The organism is Achromobacter sp. 46006 (assembly GCF_059761975.1).
Genome location: NZ_JCBANN010000001.1, coordinates 147,023 through 164,286, shown reverse-complemented (window position 1 = coordinate 164,286; position 17,264 = coordinate 147,023). Strand labels below are relative to the sequence as shown.

Genomic DNA, 17,264 nt, shown 5'->3' with positions numbered 1-17,264 from the left:
AGCAGGTGACAAGTGCGTAATGTACAACCTGCCCGGGTCGGATCCGTCGCGGCGACGGCCGCAAGATACACTCGTCACCGTGGGGCCAACGCCCACCAGCGTATTGACAACAGACTTACCATTACCTGATCCATGGACACCGCCACCCTGCAAGGCCGGCTCGAATTCCTGCGGCAAGCCGAAAAACTCAAGGACGTGCTGCGCAGTGCCCGCAGCTCGGGCGGACGCCAGGAAAGCACGGCGGAACACACCTGGCGGCTGTGCCTCATGGCCATGATGCTGGAAGAGGGCCTGGCGGACCTGGATTTCGCCCGCATCCTGCGGCTGTGCGTGGTCCACGACCTGGGCGAAGCCATCCACGGCGACATCCCTGCCACCCAGCAATCCGCCACCGGCCCGGGCAAGGGCACCCAGGAACGGCAGGATCTGCTGCAACTGGCCGGCCCGCTGGACGAGGCGGCGCGCGCCCGGCTGCTGGCGTTGTGGGACGACTACGAAAACGCCGCGTCGCCCGAAGCCCGGGCCGTCAAAGCCATGGACAAGCTGGAAACCCTGCTACAACATAACCAGGGCGCCAATGCCCCGGACTTCGACTATGCGTTCAACCTGGACTACGGCCGCAAGCACACCGACGCCCTGCCCCTGTTCCGGGCCATCCGCCAGTTGCTGGACGCCGACACCGAAGCGAACATCCGCCAGCAGGCCGCTGCCCGCGCCGCGCCGTCCAGCGCGCCCGCCGACGTGGTCCAGCGGCAGTTGGACGCGTACAACGCCCGCGACATCGACGCCTTTATGTCAGTCTGGGCGGACGACTGCCAGTACTATGCCTTCCCCGACACCCTGCTGGCCAGCGGCAGCGCCCAGGTCCGCCAGCGGCACGTCGAACGCTTCCAGGAACCCGATCTGCACGGCCGGCTGGTCAACCGCATCGTCAACGGCGACATGGTGGTGGACCAGGAAACCGTCACCCGCAACTTCGCCGACGGGCCCGGCGAGATCGACGTCGTCGCGATCTATGAAGTACGCGGCGGCAGGATCGCCAAGGCCTGGTTCCAGCTCGGCCAGCCGCGCCCGCGCGCCCGTCCGGCATAGCGGCGGGCCGTGCGGTGCCAGCCCTACCTCGTGAGACAAGCATGGGACTCCTCGACTCGCTGTTCCGGCGCAAGCCCACGCAAGACCAGTTCGCCACGCTGTTCATCGCCGCCGTGCGGCAACGGGGCTTTACCGGCAACCTGGACTACAAGGCGGATGAGTTCCGACTGGTGCACGGCGAAGGCTCATACTTCAATCTGCACAACGCTTACCACGCCTATTGCGACGCCCCCGGCGGGCAACGCCAGGGCGCCTTGCAGGGCTATGTATCCACCCTGCTGACCAGCAGCCAGGCCCACCCTGCCTCGCTGGCCGAGGCCCGCCCGTTGCTGCGTCCGGTGATCCGCGGCCGCGCCGCCCTTGAAGCGTTGCGCATGCACCACCTGCGCACCGACGGCAACGACGACGGCTTCCACCCGGCGCTGCGCCCCTTCGGCGACGATTGCGTGGTGCTGCTGGCGCTCGACCATCCCGAATCCATCGCCACGCTCGCCAACGGGCCTGATGCGCAATGGGGCGTGTCGTTCGACGAGGCCCTGGCCATCGCCATCGACAATCTGCGCGAGTCGGTCGACCATTTCGTGGAAGTAGCGCCGGGCGTGTATGGCGGTGGCTGGGAAGACGGCTACGACATCAGCCGCGCGCTGCTGCCCGACATGCTGGAACGCATCCCGGCGCGCGGCCGCCCGATATTCATGATGCCGACCCGCGACCTGCTGCTGGTCAGCGGCGACAGCGACGAAGCCGGGTTGTTGAAGATGACGGAACTCTGCCTGCAGGTAGTGGCGCATGGCCGCCCCGTCTCCGCCTGCATGTATCGCTACGGCGATGCCGGCGTCGAACGCTACCGGCCGCGGCAGGAACCGCTGATCCGCCTGCAGGCGCACCTGGCGCGGGTGCTGGCCCAGGGCGATTACGACGCGCAGAAAGAGGCCCTGGACCGACTGTACGAAGCGCAGGGCATCGACGTGTTCGTGGCCACCTACAACCTGTTCACGCAGAACGACGATGTGGCCGCTTCGTTCTCGCTGGCCACGTGGACGCGGGGCGTGGACACCTCGCTGCCCAAGGTTGACCGGCTGGCGTTGGTGCGCCCCGAGGCCGCCGATGATCTTGGCGAAGTCCGGGTGGTGAGCTGGGAGCAGGCGGCTGCCGAACTGGCGCCGCTGCTCGAACCCGAAGACCGCTATCCCGTGCGCTACCGCACGCGGGGCTTTCCCGATGATGCGCAGTTGGCGCGGCTGCGCGCCGTGGATTGACCCATCCAGGCCCGCGCCCTGCCCCGCTACGCCTGCGAGGCCCGCTCGCTCACCAGCCGGTAGGCCAGCGCCCCGATGATCGCGCCGACGATGGGCGCCACCCAGAACAGCCAAAGTTGCTCCAGCGCCCAGCCGCCCACGAACAGCGCCGGGCCGGTGGAACGGGCCGGATTCACCGATGTGTTGGTGACCGGGATGCTGACGAGGTGAATCAGCGTCAGCGCCAGGCCGATCGGGATCGCCGCGAAACCGGCAGGCGCGCGCTTGGACGTCGCGCCCAGGATCACGAACAGAAAACCCGCTGTCATCACGACTTCGGTCACCAGCGCGGCAAGCATCGAATACTTGCCGGGCGAATAGGCATCAAAGCCGTTGGCGGCAAAGTGGCTGGCTTGCAGATCGAAACCCGGCTGCCCCTTGGCGATGACCGCCAGCACCGCGGCGGCCGCGATGGCCCCGAGCACCTGCGCCACCACATAGGGCAGGATGTCGCGCGCCGGGAAACGGCCGCCGGCCACGAGCCCGACCGTGACAGCCGGATTGAAGTGCCCGCCCGAAATGTGGCCGACGGCGAACGCCATCGTCAGCACCGTCAGGCCGAACGCCAGCGCTACGCCGGCAAAGCCGATGCCCAGTTGCGGGAATCCCGCCGCCAGCACGGCCGCGCCGCAACCGCCCAGCACCAGCCAGAAGGTGCCAAAGAACTCCGCGCCGCAGCGCTTCGATAATGGGTACATGTTTCGCCCTCCGCGATGTAAAACGCGACGGTAGCGCGACGCGGGCGTAACGATTTCAAAGCAATGCAAATTCCGGGCGGTTCTTGACGTTGCTTGACGTTGGCAATGATGCCGATTCAGGCCGCGCTGCCGACGAAGGCATTGACCTGTTCCAGCACGTACAGCGTGGCGTGACCCGATACCCGATACGCGCGCGAATCGTCGCTTGCTGGAACGCGAGGAGGTTGTTACCTTTGCCGCACCCCCATTGCCAAAAGGAGTGCGACGGCCATGACCATCGTTGTTTACGCAGCCAATGCCCGCGCGCTCTGGGAGACTATCCAGGCTGACATCGCCCCCATCGGCGCCAAGGCCATTTCCAGCGGCAATACCTGGCGCAAGGACGACAGCGGCCGCGCCGTCAAGATCTATCGCGCCACCCCCACCGGCCAGCATGACGAGCGCGCCTATTTCGTCGGCACGGTGCGCACCGGCCAGTTGATGCTGCTGGACCTGCTGCCCGGCAGCGAGGCGCTGACCTGGCCACTGTTCGGCGCCTTGCATGGCCACCTGTCCGGCATGCTGCTGGCCACCTATCCCGATGCCATCCTGTCGCTGAACCTGTTCCCCAACAAGCCCACCGACGCATAAGAAAGAAGCCACGCTGTGCTGCTGTTATCCATATCTTTGCTGGCCGCTGTGTCACTGGGCGTGCTGACACGGCGTATCGAGCGCCGGCCGGCCAACACAACGCGTGGCGACATTGCCCGCTCGGCCGCCGCCGGCGCCGCCTTGTTCGCCGCGCTGGGGCCCCCGGTGGGCACCCTGGTCTTCGCGCTGGCTCTGACCATCGCCGCGCTGAACCTGGAATCGTTGTTCACGTCGATTTTCCTGGTGCCCTGGTCGTACTTGTACGGCGGCGTGCCCGCGCTGCTGTGCGGCCTGGTGGCGGGCGCCTGCCGACCCGCCACCGTGACCTGGCGCTCTTATTGCTGGCCTGGGCTGCTGGGCGGTCTCTATGCCTTCGTTTTCCTGCTGGGCTTCGCTGTGCGCGACAACACGCTGCCCGAACTGGGCTTTCCGCTGTTTCTGGGAGGCTTGCCCGGCCTGATAAGCGGCGCGGTCTGCGCGCGGGTGTTCTACGGCAAGCCGCAGGTCACCGCCATCGCCCCTGCGTGAGCGCGCGCGGCCTGGGGAATGCGCAGTTGCGGGTCGAAAAAGGCCTTGCCGTATTCCATCGCTAGCGGGTCCGCCAGCGGGTAAGTCCAGCCGGGCGGGCCGTGTCTCTTTCGATCAATTGCCGGCGGCGCGGCGCAGCCTGTCCAATTCGGCCCGGTTAAGGCGCTTGGCCTCGTCTTCGGCGTAATTGCGCTCGTCCGCTTCGTACTTGCCTTCGTACAGGCAACTGCTGCGGCTTACCCGGCATTCGAGGCTGACGCGCGACGAATCGGGACCGGATGACGCCGCCGGCGCCGACCAGACGTTGAGCGGGGAAGAGGAAGAACAGCCTGCCGCGAGCCCGGCGAGCAACACCATCAATGCGCCGCGGCCAAGTGATTGAATCGACAACATTTACCCTCGCTCGACAAGAAAAGCTTCAGGCGTCTTTATAACAAGCACGGGAAATGCGGTACAGGCGCAGAAATATGGGGCTCGATCCGGGGCCCGCGGCGCGGGGCTGCCGTCTTCCGGATTCTTCGCTGCGGCGGTCCCGCCTGGCCATGGCCGCCGCCGTAATCAGCCCACTATCGACCTCTTTCCAGCTTCCTTGCCAACCCTTCCTTGCCAACCCTTCCTTGCCAACATTTTGATTCATAAGGAAATCATCAGCCCGCCCCAAACAAAAAAACCCCGAGACACAGGAATGTCCCGGGGTTTTGGGGTACTGCCGGCGTACCGCCGATTCAGTACCCGAATAGGGTTGGTGCGAAGGAGGGGACAGCGAAATCACGCATCTGCGCGCTCTCCGGGGAACTTGGCGTAGATTTGGCGGACGAGCGCGGGAGTCAGCGTGGCGGACTCGTCCCGCGCAGCCCGCGGATGTATCCCTGCAGGCCGTTCACTTGGTCGGCCCATCCTGCGGCGTCGGCAGCCAGGTCTCCATATTCCGCGTAGCACGCTGCAAAACCTCCGATCCAGTCGGGGCCGGCTTCATCAGGTCGGCGGCCGGCTCGGGGATTCGCGGGATCACGGCCGGCGGCGCGGAGCAGGCGGTCAAGGTCAGCACGGGCAGCAGCCAGGCCAGCTTTCGCAGCCTCGCGCGCCAGGACGGCGCCGCGGTATTGGGCATCAGCACGATCTTTCTCCACTTGGTAGGCTTCGGTGATGGCGCGCTGCGCGGCTTCGGTGCGGGCGCGCTCCTTGGCAACGCCGGCGGCCTCACGGTGGGCGCCGTACAGCAAGAACGCTGCGCCCAGCACCATCACCACCGCAGCGCCGCCGATCCAGGGGAGCGCCATGCGCAGGAAGGGGTTCATGGCCGCACCTGCGCGGCGGCCTGGCGGTAGAGATCCGGCCAGGTTTCCGGATGCGGCTTGCCCGGGCGCCAGGTGCGCAGGTACAGCGCCCAGCCAGCGTCCGCATCGCCGACCGGCGGCAGCGCCTTGGGATCGGTCCACAGCAGCAGCCGCGCCACGCCGGCGGCCAGCACGTCGTCGTACTCCAGCGCGGCATAGACCGCGTCGGGATCGCAGGCCACGCTGCGGGCCTTACATAGGGCTGCCAGGCGGTCCTTGCTGGCCTGGTGCAGGTACACGCCCCACACGCCGCCGCGGCTCGCGCGGGTGCCCTTCTCGAACTGCCAGAAGCCGCGGGCCGGCCCGCCGATCTGGCGCCGGTGCACGAACCGGCTTTCCTGCAGGCCGATCGCCAGCAGCATGACGCGCGCCGCCAGCGTGTCCATGCCGGCCGGCAGCAGCGCCAGCGCCGGGGTGATGGCGTCTGCAACGATGGTATCCAAGGTCATAGCGTGGGTTTCCTGATGTGCTTGACCGTCACTGCGGCCACGTAGAAGGCGGCGGACGCGGCCAGCACGGCATCGCCGGCACTGGCCCAGCCCGCAATGAAGATCCGGCATGCGGCGCCGGTGGCGGTGATGCTCACCGCGGCCAGGCCGATCCTCTCCAAGGTCGTATCTTTGATGGCGCGGGAAAAGACCGCCAGCACCGCACCGCCGGCGACGATGAGCCAGCTCACGAACGCCAGGACGGCCCAGAGCGTCAGGTAGATGGTGCTGTCCATGGTCATGCCCCCTTCCCGCGCACGCGGTCAATCACTGCCTGCCACAGCGCCCCGATTGGCGCCGCCTGCACGGCCTCCCACGCGCGCGACACGATGGCCATGCCGAACATGCCGGTCAGGAAGCCGGCCAGGCCCTCCGGAATGCCCAGCAGCAGCGATAGGTAGGGCGAGGCGTAGTAGGCCACCAGCGAGCCGCTGGCGGCCATGCTCAGGCGTGCTGGCCACGATCCCTGTAGGTAACGCATGGACACGGCCGCGCCCAGCACGCCGGCGAACTTTGCCGCGAGGGCGTCGAAGTCTTGGATGTTCAATCGTGTCCCCTCTGGACGTAAAAAAGCCCGCCGGAGCGGGCTGCGGTGTGCCACTTACTGTCACGCCTGAATTTGGGCCGCCGCGGCGAACAAGTCGTCCAACTGCCCTTCACTCCAGCCTAGGGCTGCAGCACCCGCCGCCAGCGTGGGGCTGCTGCGGGAAAACTCGGCGGCGGTGTCAAATGCCAGCTTGTGGAGCGGGTCCGTGGTAGGCGCGTTGGCCCAGGCGGTCACGTCATCCAGCAGGCCGGCCTGCATCAGCGCGGCCAGGGCCTGGAAGCGCGACACTGAGGCAACTGGCGCTGGCGGCAATACGGGCGGCAGTGTTGCCTCCACCATCTCCCACCCGCTGCCTGTCCACTTTGCCCACATGCCTTCAGGGATGTCTGGCGGTGGCGCGTCCACAGCGCCGCCCGGGACGAGCCACACATCTGGCTCTAGCGGACTCATGTCCGCAACTGCGGGGCCGACAAAAAAGCCCTCGGCATCAAGCTGAGACACAATCTTGGTTTGTTCCATTTCTATTCCCTCAGTACTTGATGCAGCCTAGGAATGCAATGTTGCGCGGGCGGGTAACGCCCCAGTTAATTTCGGCAGTTTCCGGCAACCCACCACTGCCGGTAGATGCGGCCGAGTAATACCCCACCGCTGAGTTGTAATCGGATACCACACCACTATCCACACCTAGAGCGGCTCGCGATTGAAGGCCATTGAGTCCGACTACCCTGGACACGACGATACTCGCCGCCGACCCGATATCAAATGCCAGAGCCGTTCCAAGCTGGGTCGAGCCGATGGCGCGCGGAGAAGGATTTGCGTCAATCCCGCGGCCGTCGTCCCAGAAGCGTGGAAATTCTGCGCGGACATCCGGCAAATTGAACGTAGTCGAACCATCCCCGGCGCCGTAGGTCGTGCCGATGGCCGCGAATAGCGCCGCATAGGTCGTGCGCGATACAGCGGCACCGTTCGCGCGAAGCCAACCGGATGGCGGCGTACTGGCAGCGAAAGGCAGAACGAAGCCGGGAGCAATGGCGACACCCTGCACGGCATTCTGCACGAAGGCCGTAGTAGCTACCCTAGTCGTGCTGTCACCGGCTGTAGGAGTAGGGGCGGTAGGCGTACCTGTGAACGCGGGAGACACCAACTTTGCGATTTCCGCCCAAGCGGCCGAGGGGCCGGCAGCCGGGTCAATAGCATTGTTATCCGTCAAGCTGAGCCATATTTTTGTTCCGTCACTGCTTCGCAAAATAGACCCAGCGGGGTACCCGCCTACAGCACTGGCAAACCCATCATCGTATTGATACCCTCCCCCGGCTTGGGCCCAGCGAACTGCCGCGCTCAAGAAGTACAGGATGCCATTGAAATCCTGCCCTCTCGGGGGAATGCCTCCGGCGGTCAACGGCGTCATGGTCAACGGAGGAAAGCCATCAGTAAAAGACGCAAGTCCCGGCGTGACTCCGATCTGTGAATCCACGGGGATAGTGTTTTTTGATCCGCTTTCAGCAAAGGGGACCGGAGACTTGGAAGGCGAGTTACTGGCTTGCATTTATGAGCCCCGAAGAAGTAAAGAAAACGCCAGACCCGAAAGGCTGCAACAGCCCCTCAAGAAATCCGAAAGTGGAAACAATGTCGACCTGAAGAACATTGGCCAGGACCGCAGCCGGTTTTGGAATGGCTCCCGACTGGGTCAAGATTGCGATTTCATACGGTTCAAGTGCGAACTCAAACACGTAGCGGAATTCCATGTTCCCCGTATCAGATACATAGCACCTGCCGCGATCGGCGAAGAGGTTGGATAGCAGCCGATTCAGGCTCGGCGACGTGCAATCCGAGATGTTGGCCAGCGCTTTAACCAGGATCAGCTTGCGGTATGCGTCGTCTGCGAGCCGGTAGGTCTGCGTTGCCTGCTCACCTGTAAAGAGCGGCGCCTGATTGAACGGCTGCCAGTCGGATGCCTCTTCATATCCTAGGTAGGTGACATCCCCTGGCACAGTCAGTAGCCGCCCGATATCGACGATCCTTCCCCAGATGTCCAGCCCGAAGCCTTGTGCCGTCTCTACGTTCCAAACGAAATTGTAGAAGGCGTCGAAATCCGTGTCGGGGTTGATGTACTCGTCCATGTTGTTGGCCAACTGGACGAGCGTCGGACTGTTCGCATACTGGCTGATGATGGTCCGCGCCACCAGGCCAGGCTTGGGTTGCACACTCATACCAGGGTCACCGAAATATCAGCGGCCGATACGGTCGGTCGCTGGTTGATAGGCACCGTCAAACTGGACGCCGCCGGCGTCACATCGCCCAGCAGCAACGAAAGAATCGACACAGAGGCCCCCAGAAGCGACACCGGCGCATAAAAGCGACTCGCATAGATGGTGGAGCCAATCCGCGCCCGCTGGCCGCCATCGGCGCCGTTGAAGGCGTCAATGATGGCCTGCTTTGTGAGGTCGATGATGTTGGATGGCAAAGCAGGATTGTCGGCAATCTGTACCGCAAACTTCACTGGCAGCGCCGCGGGAGTTTCCCACTTCACAACATAGGACGGGTACGGATAGGCGTAGCCATCCTGGTCTTGGACCGTATACGCCGTGTTTCCGTTATAGTCCGCGCCGTTACTCTTCTTGCGCCAGATGGCCATAGCGATATCCGCAGCAGCACCGCCCACAACCGCCACCCAGATGGAATGAGGGACGAGCGACACGCCACCGATGGTCTGGTCGACGGATAGGTTGTTCTCCGTCACATAGACGTCGATGACGCCGTCCAGGTTTGCGACTGCGGCATAGATGGACTGCAGCGAGCTTCGGGCATTGATCGCCACCGACTGGCGCCGGCGATCTTCGAATTCGGCGCGCGACTCGACATTGCTGCCCACGGTGCCCGCGTCCGCATTCAAGACCGAGTCCCACCCAGGGATGGCCTGGTAGATCTGGTTCAGCGTGCCGGCCGCGCAGCTGATCGGGCCGTTGACCGAGCAGGAAAACGGCAGGTCGATGCTGCCCGACGATGGTATGGTGCCTGCCTGCGTGCACAGGTAGATGTTGCCGTCGACCGCCTGCGCGCGTGCCCCCACGGGGATCGTAACGCCCGTCAACCCCATGCAGGTTGCGATCACCGTGGTGGCCGTGCCAGGCTTGCGGTCCAGGAAGTAGATGCGGCCGATGGCGTCCTGCATCCGGCCGGCGGCGAAGGCCGGGTCCACCTGGTTCACATACGAGGCGAATTCGCTGTTTTTGTCGCCGATGATAGCCGTGGTGGTGCTGGCCAGCTGGCCCTGGGGCGTCTCGAGATTCTTGTTCAGGCCGCCACCGAAGGCGCTGTCCATGTCCGCCAGCACGCCGGCCAGGATCTCGGATTCTTGAGGCAATACGAGGCCTTCCGGCGTGAACTGCACGCGCGGTACTTGGGAGGTAGCCATGTGGTCCCTAGAAAGTGATGGTCGACGTCGTGCCGTTGGTCAGCGTGACTTCGACATAGCCGCTCAGGCGGCGATTCTCGAAAGCGGTGATGGTCGGTACGGCTTCGGCCACCTCCGGCACGGTCAAGGCCGCGGCGCGCAGACGCTCGCGCACCAGCGCCAGAGGCGGCAACTGGCCCAGCACCTCGGTCCAGTACGGTATGCCCTTGGCCGTGTCATAGAACAGCTCGCCGCGGAACAGCTTGATGGCGCTGGCCACGTCCTGCGCGACTGCGTATGGGATGGACGCCATCGCAACGTTGCCCGCAGCATCAAGCACGAGATCCCAGGCGGTGCGATCGAGTAGCAGCGTATTCATGGGTTCGGTGTCCCGGTGTTCGAGGGGCCGGTCTGCACGCCCGGGTGGGTATGCGTCGATCCGACGTCCTTGCCGTTGTTGCGCAGCGTGCCGAGCGTTTCCATGTTGCCCTGCCAGGTCGATGTGCCACCGTATGAGCCGGCGCCCTGTTGCACCGTGCCGTTCAACACAATTTGCGGCGAATTCAGGGCGCACTGCTCGCTGGCGTTCACCTCGACGTTGGGCGCCACCACGGTCACCTTCGAAGGCGACACCACGTTGATACCGCCATCGGTGAACTGCACATACTGCACCGGCGCGCCGTTGAGCAGGCCGCCGAAGTAAAGGCCGTCGGCCATGTCATGGGTCCGCCACGAACCCGGGTTCGCCTGCTGCTTGCTGGCCTTGACCGCCGACAGGTCCCGGTTGGAGAATGCCGCCATGCCGATGTCCCCGACCTTGGGATCGAGAATCACAGCGTCGGTGCCGCCCTGCAGCCGGAAATACGGCAACTGGAACAGCTGGCCATGCGGCACCGCATTCCCGTTTCCGTCCAACTGGTTCACCAGCGGTTGCACGTCGACAAAGCCGACCGGCGACACCCCGCCGTTGTTCGTCACCGCGACCACGCGGACCAGCGTGCAGGTGTTCAGCCGGTTCAGCATCTGCGTCACCAGGAAGCTGATGGCGCCGAAGTCCTGGGAGCCGTCGGCGGCCGTCGCCCGCCCGCGGTACCCGAATTGGGTATCAGCCATTTAGCTGCCTCTGACACAAGATTTTTGACACCCAGGCTCCGCCCGGGACCTCCGCCTCAAGCTGATGCACAAGACTCACCACCGTCCATTCCCCGTGAGCCGCTTCGATGACCGAAATCACCTGCACGAGGTTTCCGAGCCCCAACTGTGGGGTGTACAGCAAGGTGAACTCCACGCCACCGCCGGTGAAGGTCGGGTAGCCCACCAGGTTGTCGCCGGCCTGGATCAGCACCGGCTCATCCGCCCGCGCTCCGGACTGTGGCCAAATTGCCAGCACACCTCGGTCGATCGTGTAGTTGAACCGGGCTGCCCGAGCGCACGCTTTCAGCTGATCCAGCGCAGTTCCAGGGAAGTATGGGTTTGACAACATCACATCCACGCCGTTGTTCTGGAAGGCAAGACTCATGGCCCTGGCCAAATCCTGCGTAACGACTGCAGCCTGTATCGATCCCCTGTAACTGCGCGCATTGGTCGGCTTTACCGCCTCGAATGCCGCCGCGAGTGCCACCACATTGAACACGACCTCCGGTGCCTGGTTGTAGTCGGCCCAGGCCTGGGCTATTGTGCCCTCATAGACCACGGTCAGCGCATCGCCGCCCACGTCTCCGGCCGCGACCAGGATGCGGTTGTTCCGTCGCTCGGTCAGGATGGGGCCGATCACTGTCAGCTTGTTGATCATGTCCTGCGACAGGCCGAAGATGCGCAGCTGCAACTGGGCCTGCGCGTCCCCGTTGTAGGCCACTACCGTCGCCTGCACGCGATAGCCGGACAGCGTCACAGCGGGCCCGGCGTTGTCACCGAACTGCCCCTCAGCCAGGTTGATCGTGACGTCGATCCGGCGTTTGACGAAGCTCATAGGTCTGTGCCTTCTCGGTACATCAACTGGAACCGACCCCCAAAGCCGGTGTAGACGGGATCGTCGCGCCCTTGGGTGTCGACGAAGCTCAGGTCTCCCACGAAGCCGCTGTAGGCCTCCCGGATCAGCCAGACGCGGTCATGGCATAGCACCGCCATGGCGACCGGCTCGTGATTCACCTGCAGGTCGAGGTAGACGCCCGTGGACTTCTGGTAGACGCTGACCTGGCAATTCTGGCCGCCCAGCACCACGCTGAAGGCCTGCGCCGGCACGGCGCGCAATGGGATTTTCCTCATTGGAACTCCGTTGTCAGGATCAACGGCTCACCAGGCTCGGTGCCGAGCGGAAAGCTCTGCACCTGTCCATTGTTTTGCTCGCCGGCGCCGTCCGGCTCCGCGGTGCTGGTGAATGCTGCCTGGGCCGTCTGCCTCACCTCTTCGACATATACATCAACGATCAGTTGGCTTGGGCCACTGCGCGTGTTGCGCTCGTAGGAGTACGCCACCACGTTGGCCGACGGATATACGATCTCCGGCGTCACCACCGAGAACAGATCGACACTTCCTTTCAAAGCCTCCAGCGTGTTCAGCATCGCGCCGCGCGATGCCGTGTCGCCGCTGAGGGCAAACCGCAGCATGGCGTCGAACGGCGTGTCCACCTTGTTGAAGGACGAGAAAGAGCCCTGCTCCACCGGGAAACTCGATATCCGCGACCCATTGCGAAAGCGGATTCCCAGGAAGGTGTCGAACAGAAGCACCTGCTGGCCATCCTGGTCATACAGCCCCCAGCGCGGGATGCCGAAGATCAGTGCAGCGATGGCGCCGAGGCCGAGATTGGCCAGCTCGTCAAGCGACGGAATCGTCAGCCCGCGCAGCACCGCCGGGACGCCTGGCACCTGCGGCACATTCGGAAATTCGATCAGAGGCATCAGAAAGTCCCTGTATTCGCCTGGTTCACCAAATTCTGGCTCCCGCCCATCGCGCCGAGGTCGCGGGCGATACCCTGGCCATCTGTCGCCTGCGTGTGAATCGTCACCGGCCCGTTGATGTTGACCTCGTGATTGTTCTGGGTGTTCAGCGGCAACGGCTTCGCGCCGGATTGCGCAATCACCGGCGCAGCTTGGGCGGCCGCAGCAGTGGACGACCCCGCCGCCGCTTCCATGCTGGCGACATGCGCGGCGCCATACAACGCGCCTGCCGCAGCCGCGCGCTTCTCGGCCTCGCCGTCCTTGTCCTTCGGGCGCTCGTAGTAGCGCGACACGGCATCGCCGGCCTGCTGCGGCGTCTTGGCCGCCTGCAGCTTCTCCATTGCTGTACGCTCGGTGTTGCGCAGCTCCCAGTCCACGAATGCCAACTGCTGGGCCAGCGTTGCGTCCTTCAGATCAATTCCGAACGCCTTCTTGAAGTCAGCCTGGCGCACCGGGTGCCACTGCCCGATACCAACCGCCTGCCCATTGTCGCCAACCGCCTTCGGGTTCAGGTTGCTCTCTGCCATCAGGTTGGCCACGATGCCGGCCGCCTGCTCGCGCGAATAGCCCTTCCCCTCAAAGAACTTGATGGCGTCCATCGCGGCTTTGTTGCCGCTTTGGTATGCGGGATTGTTCAATGCGTCCAACTGCGTGCCCTCGCCCTGGTTGAGCGACTTGCTGTAGGTGGCCAGGGCCACGCCGCCCGCCACCGTGGCAATGGTGCCCAGCGCCGCAACGCCGGCCGCGCCCGAGGCGCCACCGATCACCCCCAGCGACGCGCCAATCGACGCCAGCGCGGTCGCCAGGGACGCCATGGGTGCGACGATCGATAGGATTTTCAGCGCGGCCAGGCCAATCAGGACGTTCTTCCAGCCCCCAACGGACTGCGCAGCCTCATCCGCCTTTTTCACAAAGTTGCCCAGGCCATCCACAGCGTCGTCAACCCATTTCACGATCTTTTCGCGGTTCTCCAGGAAGTAATCGCCAACCTTCTGCGCGATTTTCAAAAGCTTCTCGAAGGTGGGGATGAGCGAGATCAGCACTTTCGTGCCGACCGACTCGAAGGTGTCCCGAAGATCCAGGTAGATATTGCGCAGCCTCTGGGCGTCCTGGGCGTCCTTTGCCGAAATGGCCGAGCGCTTTTCCTGCGCCAGCACCAACTGCTGGATTGCAGCCGGCCCCTGCTTGATCAGGTCGAACTGGTCGTCCGAGATGCCCATCATCTGGGCAGCCAGCGCGGCGCGGGCGCGGTCGGTCTTGTAGATCTCCGACACGATGCGCGAGCGCGCCAGCAGGTAGCTGTTGCCGTCCTTCAGATCCTCGACCTTGCCGCCGAACTGGAAGAATGCCGGCAACGTCTCGGCGGACATACCCCGGCGGAACTTCGCCACCTCGCTGGTCGACTGACGAAGCTGGGCCGTGATGCCCTCAGCAGAGCCGCCAGCGCGCTCGGCGGCACGCTGCCAGGCCTGCAGGCGCTCGGTACTCATGTCCAGGTTCTTGGACATCTGCCCCAGGCCGGCGGCCCCGCTGATGGTGTTCGCCGTGAAGTTCTTCAGGCCCATCCCGGCCGTGAAGACCGCCAGCAGCGCCAGCGCCTCGTTGCGCATACGGCTGAAGAACATGGCCGCCTGCTTGCCGTTGGCCTCCATCGTCCGCGCGGCACGGCCTGATTCCTCCGTCGTGTGCTTCAGCGAACGGTCGACTTCTGCCACGCCTTGCTTGAACCCCTTGGCGTTCAGCTTCAGTTCGACGAACAGGGCATCCAGAATGGTGGCCATTGCTACTTCCTCACTTCAGACAGAACACGCCTGTTGTGCGCGTCCACCGCGATCACCTCAAGCAGGTTGTAGAGATCCTCGGCCCCGTACACGGTCTGCAGGTCATGCAGCATGTGCGGGTGCCGGGAGATGACGGCGGCGATGTTGGGCGGCACATTGGCATAGATGATCAGCCGGTGGTTGCCGCCGTGCCAGGACTGGACGCCGAAGTCGATTGGCCGGCGGCTTGCGAAAAATCCAGGTGCAGCGCCACGATCTCGCGGCGCAGCAGCAGGCGCGTGGCCACTTCCTCGATGTCGTCGTCGTCCAACTTCCGCGTGCCGGCGCGGCCCATATCCACCTCGACGCATTCCATCATCTTGTCGAAAAGCGGCTTCGCCTCTTCGAACTTCAGGGTTTGGAGCGCCTTCAGGCCGATCGACGCGAGCCCGGCCAGGCCGGCCTGCGCGATGTTGTCGGGGATTTCTACCCCCGCATTCATCAGCGCGAACATCGCGCGGCCGGCCCACTCTTCGGCATCGGCCGCCGACAGCTCGGTGATCAAGAACGCCTTGCCCTTGTCGCGCCCCGGCGCTCCGATAGTGATGGTCTTCTGTTTTCGAGCCATGTCACACCACCGACAGGCTGACGTTTTCCCAGGTGATCTGGAACGTCATGGGTTGCAGGATGGCGCGCGCGGTCGGCACCGGCGGCGCCTGCGTCAGCACTCCGCGCCGGAGCGTGTACTTGCGCTCCAGCGACGGAATCGCCAGCGACCCGCTGGCGTAGAAAACCTCCCGCGACGTCTGCATCGCGGCAATCCAGGCTTCGAATATCCCTTTCGATGGGGAGTCCGCCTGGATCGTGATGGTCTGGATCACGGGCTGCGGCGTATAGCCGGCGGACATATAGCCATCCACGCCCATCACCGCCTGGGCGAGCTGCACGGCGTCGAACGCGAAGGCGTCGTCCGTGGCGTAGCCCTCGACCTTGCGGGGGGTGGGGTAGACGGTACCCACCGCCAGCATGAGGACGGAATTGGCACTGGTCAGAGTCGTCATGATGTGTTGCCCTTACAGGACGGCCAGAGAGGCCAGGGTGATCTGCTGAACGGAGCCGCCATCCATGTACCAGAACGTCATGGGCGGCGTGCCGCGCGCCTCGCGCACCTGCGGCGTGGCGTCCTTGATCTGGAGGTACCAGCCACGGGTCTGGAGCGTATCGGCGATGTCGACGCCGGCCTGGTTGTTCACCTGGGCCTGCTGCTGCGCAGACAGCGTCACGCCTGCCCGGATGGAGCCGAAATTCACGCCGGCGTTGATCGGGTCCAGGCATGCCGCGTCGATCAGCGTGTAGCCGTCCAGGTTGTAGGGGATCGAGTTCATCTGCGTGAGCAGCGTCATCAGCGCCTGCTGAAGGGCCGCGTTCTGCCAGATCTGGTTCACGTACACGTCGATCCACTTCCAGCTTCCGCTGATCTGCCCCGGGTAGAAGAACCGGAACTGGTCGTTGCTGGTGGCATAGTCGCCGTAGAAGTTGTAACCGTTGTCGATCAGCGTCTGCGCGGTCGTCGCGTCGGTCACGGAGAACGTCAGGCCGGACTGGCTCTTGAACGCCAGCGTGATCCGGCCATTGGTGCGCGCGAAGTCGATCGACGCCACGGTACCCAGCACGAATGCCGCATGCTGGATGTCCTGATACACAGGCACCGAGCCAGAGTATTCGTTCGCCGCGATGCGTGCAGCCCAGCTGATGGTGCTGCCCTGCGTGGTGGCCTGGATGTCGGTATCCCAGCCCACGTAGACGTAGCGATTGCCCTGGCTGTTCGTCCAGGCCGAGAAGTCCACCTTGCCGTCGGTGTCGGGTTCGAACGTGGTCATGAACGACGCCCAGTTCTGGGTGAGGTCCGTGATCGCGCCCATGTTGGTGGCCGGCACGCCGACAGCGGCGCCCTGCGACAGCACCGCGCCGGTGGCCTGCGTCAGCTTCAGTCCAGCCGAAATCGTGCCGCTTCCGAAGCTGATGGTGCTGGCCGCGCCGTCCGTCCCCGAAGTGATGACGAATGCCGCGCGCTGCGCATCATAGGTGCACGAGGCGCCGAAGGTCGTGAACGCAGCCTGGATGATCGAAGCCGCATTCGAAAAGCTGGTCGCGGCGGACAGATCGATGGCACTGGACGTCTTCGCGGTGCCGTCCACGGTCACGGTAAGGACGCCCGTCAGCTCCTGCAGCTGCGCCAGCGTGGTCGAGGCCATCGAACCGCCGCGCACGTAGGCGGCCACAGCCGCGGTCGGATACTGGGCAAACAGGATGTTGCCCGGCTTGCGCGTCGAGTTGTCGAAGCCGTTGAAGTAAATGCCGGCCAGCGTGGCTTCGGTCGAAGTCGGGCCGAAGAAGCGCTGCACATCGCGCGCCGTGGCGAAGCTCTGGACGGTACCGATGGGTACCGCCGTGTCGTTGGTGAGGATCAGGCCGTTCAGGTCGAGCGCCGATCCGCCGGCGCCGATCACGCCAGGCACAACCTGGACGATTTCACTGGCGGGAATGGACATAGCT

At 64.5% G+C, this 17,264-nt stretch carries 23 protein-coding genes and 1 pseudogene; 5 read left to right on the top strand and 19 right to left on the bottom strand.

Translation table 11 applies throughout. The features are described from left to right. Positions 1–132: 132 nt before the first annotated feature. From AC6LKG_RS00870 to AC6LKG_RS00860, 3 genes and pseudogenes are all read left to right on the top strand, one after another. Positions 133–693, top strand: a pseudogene (locus AC6LKG_RS00870) (HD domain-containing protein); the annotation flags it as partial. Positions 694–741: 48 nt separating this feature from the next. After that, entirely contained in the window at positions 742–1,092 is a 351-nt protein-coding gene (locus AC6LKG_RS00865; RefSeq protein WP_498162129.1) for a nuclear transport factor 2 family protein, read from the top strand. A gap of 41 nt (positions 1,093–1,133) precedes the next feature. Next, the gene (locus AC6LKG_RS00860) at positions 1,134–2,351 is read left to right on the top strand and encodes a DUF1444 domain-containing protein (protein ID WP_498161999.1); all 1,218 of its coding nucleotides are present in this window, start codon (positions 1,134–1,136) and stop codon (positions 2,349–2,351) included. Between the two features lie 26 nt (positions 2,352–2,377). Here the strand turns inward: AC6LKG_RS00860 and aqpZ are convergent, their stop codons facing one another. Beyond that, entirely contained in the window at positions 2,378–3,088 is a 711-nt protein-coding gene (gene aqpZ, locus AC6LKG_RS00855; protein WP_498161998.1) for an aquaporin Z, read from the bottom strand. 270 nt (positions 3,089–3,358) lie between these two features. Between aqpZ and AC6LKG_RS00850 the strand changes: the two genes are divergently transcribed. Both AC6LKG_RS00850 and AC6LKG_RS00845 read left to right on the top strand, forming a co-directional pair. After that, positions 3,359–3,718 (top strand): hypothetical protein, encoded by a 360-nt coding sequence (locus AC6LKG_RS00850; RefSeq protein ID WP_498161997.1) that lies wholly within the window; start codon positions 3,359–3,361, stop codon positions 3,716–3,718. A gap of 15 nt (positions 3,719–3,733) precedes the next feature. After that, entirely contained in the window at positions 3,734–4,246 is a 513-nt protein-coding gene (locus tag AC6LKG_RS00845) for a hypothetical protein (RefSeq protein ID WP_498161995.1), read from the top strand. 114 nt (positions 4,247–4,360) lie between these two features. Here AC6LKG_RS00845 and AC6LKG_RS00840 read toward each other — a convergent pair whose 3' ends face one another. The 18 genes from AC6LKG_RS00840 to AC6LKG_RS00755 all read right to left on the bottom strand — a co-directional run bounded on the left by AC6LKG_RS00840 (position 4,361) and on the right by AC6LKG_RS00755 (position 17,260). After that, positions 4,361–4,603: a hypothetical protein gene (locus AC6LKG_RS00840; RefSeq protein ID WP_498161993.1), complete on the bottom strand. Its 243-nt coding sequence runs from the start codon at positions 4,601–4,603 to the stop codon at positions 4,361–4,363. 470 nt (positions 4,604–5,073) lie between these two features. Next, positions 5,074–5,544, bottom strand: a complete 471-nt coding sequence (locus tag AC6LKG_RS00835; protein WP_498161992.1) for a hypothetical protein — start codon at positions 5,542–5,544, stop codon at positions 5,074–5,076. After that, entirely contained in the window at positions 5,541–6,032 is a 492-nt protein-coding gene (locus AC6LKG_RS00830; RefSeq protein WP_498161990.1) for a hypothetical protein, read from the bottom strand. The genes AC6LKG_RS00835 and AC6LKG_RS00830 overlap by 4 nt, the downstream gene beginning before the upstream one ends. Next, positions 6,029–6,307, bottom strand: a complete 279-nt coding sequence (locus tag AC6LKG_RS00825; RefSeq protein WP_498161989.1) for a hypothetical protein — start codon at positions 6,305–6,307, stop codon at positions 6,029–6,031. Before AC6LKG_RS00825 ends, AC6LKG_RS00830 begins: the two co-directional genes overlap by 4 nt. A gap of 2 nt (positions 6,308–6,309) precedes the next feature. Next, positions 6,310–6,618 carry a hypothetical protein gene (locus tag AC6LKG_RS00820; protein ID WP_175144136.1) on the bottom strand — a complete coding sequence of 103 codons (309 nt, stop codon included), beginning with the start codon at positions 6,616–6,618 and terminating at the stop codon, positions 6,310–6,312. Between the two features lie 60 nt (positions 6,619–6,678). After that, the gene (locus AC6LKG_RS00815; RefSeq protein WP_498161988.1) at positions 6,679–7,137 is read right to left on the bottom strand and encodes a hypothetical protein; all 459 of its coding nucleotides are present in this window, start codon (positions 7,135–7,137) and stop codon (positions 6,679–6,681) included. Between the two features lie 10 nt (positions 7,138–7,147). Next, positions 7,148–8,164, bottom strand: coding sequence for a phage tail protein (locus tag AC6LKG_RS00810; RefSeq protein ID WP_498161987.1), 1,017 nt, complete (start codon positions 8,162–8,164; stop codon positions 7,148–7,150). Continuing rightward, positions 8,151–8,828 (bottom strand): DUF2612 domain-containing protein, encoded by a 678-nt coding sequence (locus tag AC6LKG_RS00805; RefSeq protein ID WP_498161986.1) that lies wholly within the window; start codon positions 8,826–8,828, stop codon positions 8,151–8,153. The genes AC6LKG_RS00810 and AC6LKG_RS00805 overlap by 14 nt, the downstream gene beginning before the upstream one ends. Beyond that, positions 8,825–10,033 carry a baseplate J/gp47 family protein gene (locus AC6LKG_RS00800; protein WP_498161985.1) on the bottom strand — a complete coding sequence of 403 codons (1,209 nt, stop codon included), beginning with the start codon at positions 10,031–10,033 and terminating at the stop codon, positions 8,825–8,827. Before AC6LKG_RS00800 ends, AC6LKG_RS00805 begins: the two co-directional genes overlap by 4 nt. A gap of 7 nt (positions 10,034–10,040) precedes the next feature. Further along, positions 10,041–10,391, bottom strand: coding sequence for a contractile injection system sheath initiator (locus tag AC6LKG_RS00795; protein ID WP_498161983.1), 351 nt, complete (start codon positions 10,389–10,391; stop codon positions 10,041–10,043). Further along, a complete protein-coding gene (locus tag AC6LKG_RS00790; protein WP_498161981.1) occupies positions 10,388–11,125 on the bottom strand; it encodes an oxidoreductase in 738 nt (245 codons plus the stop codon). Before AC6LKG_RS00790 ends, AC6LKG_RS00795 begins: the two co-directional genes overlap by 4 nt. Further along, complete coding sequence (locus AC6LKG_RS00785) at positions 11,118–11,981, bottom strand: baseplate hub protein (protein WP_498161979.1); 864 nt, start codon at positions 11,979–11,981, stop codon at positions 11,118–11,120. Before AC6LKG_RS00785 ends, AC6LKG_RS00790 begins: the two co-directional genes overlap by 8 nt. Beyond that, positions 11,978–12,277, bottom strand: coding sequence for a phage baseplate plug family protein (locus AC6LKG_RS00780; RefSeq protein WP_498161977.1), 300 nt, complete (start codon positions 12,275–12,277; stop codon positions 11,978–11,980). The genes AC6LKG_RS00785 and AC6LKG_RS00780 overlap by 4 nt, the downstream gene beginning before the upstream one ends. Then, positions 12,274–12,909, bottom strand: a complete 636-nt coding sequence (locus AC6LKG_RS00775) for a hypothetical protein (protein WP_498161975.1) — start codon at positions 12,907–12,909, stop codon at positions 12,274–12,276. The genes AC6LKG_RS00780 and AC6LKG_RS00775 overlap by 4 nt, the downstream gene beginning before the upstream one ends. Continuing rightward, positions 12,909–14,729 carry a phage tail tip lysozyme gene (locus tag AC6LKG_RS00770; RefSeq protein ID WP_498161973.1) on the bottom strand — a complete coding sequence of 607 codons (1,821 nt, stop codon included), beginning with the start codon at positions 14,727–14,729 and terminating at the stop codon, positions 12,909–12,911. The genes AC6LKG_RS00775 and AC6LKG_RS00770 overlap by 1 nt, the downstream gene beginning before the upstream one ends. Positions 14,730–14,898: 169 nt before the next feature. Then, positions 14,899–15,273 (bottom strand): hypothetical protein, encoded by a 375-nt coding sequence (locus tag AC6LKG_RS00765; RefSeq protein ID WP_498161971.1) that lies wholly within the window; start codon positions 15,271–15,273, stop codon positions 14,899–14,901. 64 nt (positions 15,274–15,337) lie between these two features. Beyond that, positions 15,338–15,769, bottom strand: a complete 432-nt coding sequence (locus AC6LKG_RS00760; RefSeq protein WP_498161969.1) for a phage tail fiber protein — start codon at positions 15,767–15,769, stop codon at positions 15,338–15,340. Between the two features lie 12 nt (positions 15,770–15,781). Next, positions 15,782–17,260, bottom strand: a complete 1,479-nt coding sequence (locus tag AC6LKG_RS00755) for a DUF3383 domain-containing protein (protein WP_498161967.1) — start codon at positions 17,258–17,260, stop codon at positions 15,782–15,784. Positions 17,261–17,264: the final 4 nt, after the last annotated feature.

Excerpts from the sequence above, each read along its gene's own strand:
- AC6LKG_RS00860 (WP_498161999.1), top strand. The coding sequence starts at position 1,134 with ATGGGACTCCTCGACTCGCTGTTCCGGCGCAAGCCCACGCAAGACCAG.
- aqpZ (WP_498161998.1), bottom strand. The coding sequence starts at position 3,088 with ATGTACCCATTATCGAAGCGCTGCGGCGCGGAGTTCTTTGGCACCTTC.
- AC6LKG_RS00850 (WP_498161997.1), top strand. The coding sequence starts at position 3,359 with ATGACCATCGTTGTTTACGCAGCCAATGCCCGCGCGCTCTGGGAGACT.
- AC6LKG_RS00840 (WP_498161993.1), bottom strand. The coding sequence starts at position 4,603 with ATGGTGTTGCTCGCCGGGCTCGCGGCAGGCTGTTCTTCCTCTTCCCCG.
- AC6LKG_RS00835 (WP_498161992.1), bottom strand. The coding sequence starts at position 5,544 with ATGAACCCCTTCCTGCGCATGGCGCTCCCCTGGATCGGCGGCGCTGCG.
- AC6LKG_RS00830 (WP_498161990.1), bottom strand. The coding sequence starts at position 6,032 with ATGACCTTGGATACCATCGTTGCAGACGCCATCACCCCGGCGCTGGCG.
- AC6LKG_RS00825 (WP_498161989.1), bottom strand. The coding sequence starts at position 6,307 with ATGGACAGCACCATCTACCTGACGCTCTGGGCCGTCCTGGCGTTCGTG.
- AC6LKG_RS00815 (WP_498161988.1), bottom strand. The coding sequence starts at position 7,137 with ATGGAACAAACCAAGATTGTGTCTCAGCTTGATGCCGAGGGCTTTTTT.
- AC6LKG_RS00810 (WP_498161987.1), bottom strand. The coding sequence starts at position 8,164 with ATGCAAGCCAGTAACTCGCCTTCCAAGTCTCCGGTCCCCTTTGCTGAA.
- AC6LKG_RS00805 (WP_498161986.1), bottom strand. The coding sequence starts at position 8,828 with ATGAGTGTGCAACCCAAGCCTGGCCTGGTGGCGCGGACCATCATCAGC.
- AC6LKG_RS00800 (WP_498161985.1), bottom strand. The coding sequence starts at position 10,033 with ATGGCTACCTCCCAAGTACCGCGCGTGCAGTTCACGCCGGAAGGCCTC.
- AC6LKG_RS00795 (WP_498161983.1), bottom strand. The coding sequence starts at position 10,391 with ATGAATACGCTGCTACTCGATCGCACCGCCTGGGATCTCGTGCTTGAT.
- AC6LKG_RS00790 (WP_498161981.1), bottom strand. The coding sequence starts at position 11,125 with ATGGCTGATACCCAATTCGGGTACCGCGGGCGGGCGACGGCCGCCGAC.
- AC6LKG_RS00785 (WP_498161979.1), bottom strand. The coding sequence starts at position 11,981 with ATGAGCTTCGTCAAACGCCGGATCGACGTCACGATCAACCTGGCTGAG.
- AC6LKG_RS00780 (WP_498161977.1), bottom strand. The coding sequence starts at position 12,277 with ATGAGGAAAATCCCATTGCGCGCCGTGCCGGCGCAGGCCTTCAGCGTG.
- AC6LKG_RS00775 (WP_498161975.1), bottom strand. The coding sequence starts at position 12,909 with ATGCCTCTGATCGAATTTCCGAATGTGCCGCAGGTGCCAGGCGTCCCG.
- AC6LKG_RS00770 (WP_498161973.1), bottom strand. The coding sequence starts at position 14,729 with ATGGCCACCATTCTGGATGCCCTGTTCGTCGAACTGAAGCTGAACGCC.
- AC6LKG_RS00760 (WP_498161969.1), bottom strand. The coding sequence starts at position 15,769 with ATGACGACTCTGACCAGTGCCAATTCCGTCCTCATGCTGGCGGTGGGT.
- AC6LKG_RS00755 (WP_498161967.1), bottom strand. The coding sequence starts at position 17,260 with ATGTCCATTCCCGCCAGTGAAATCGTCCAGGTTGTGCCTGGCGTGATC.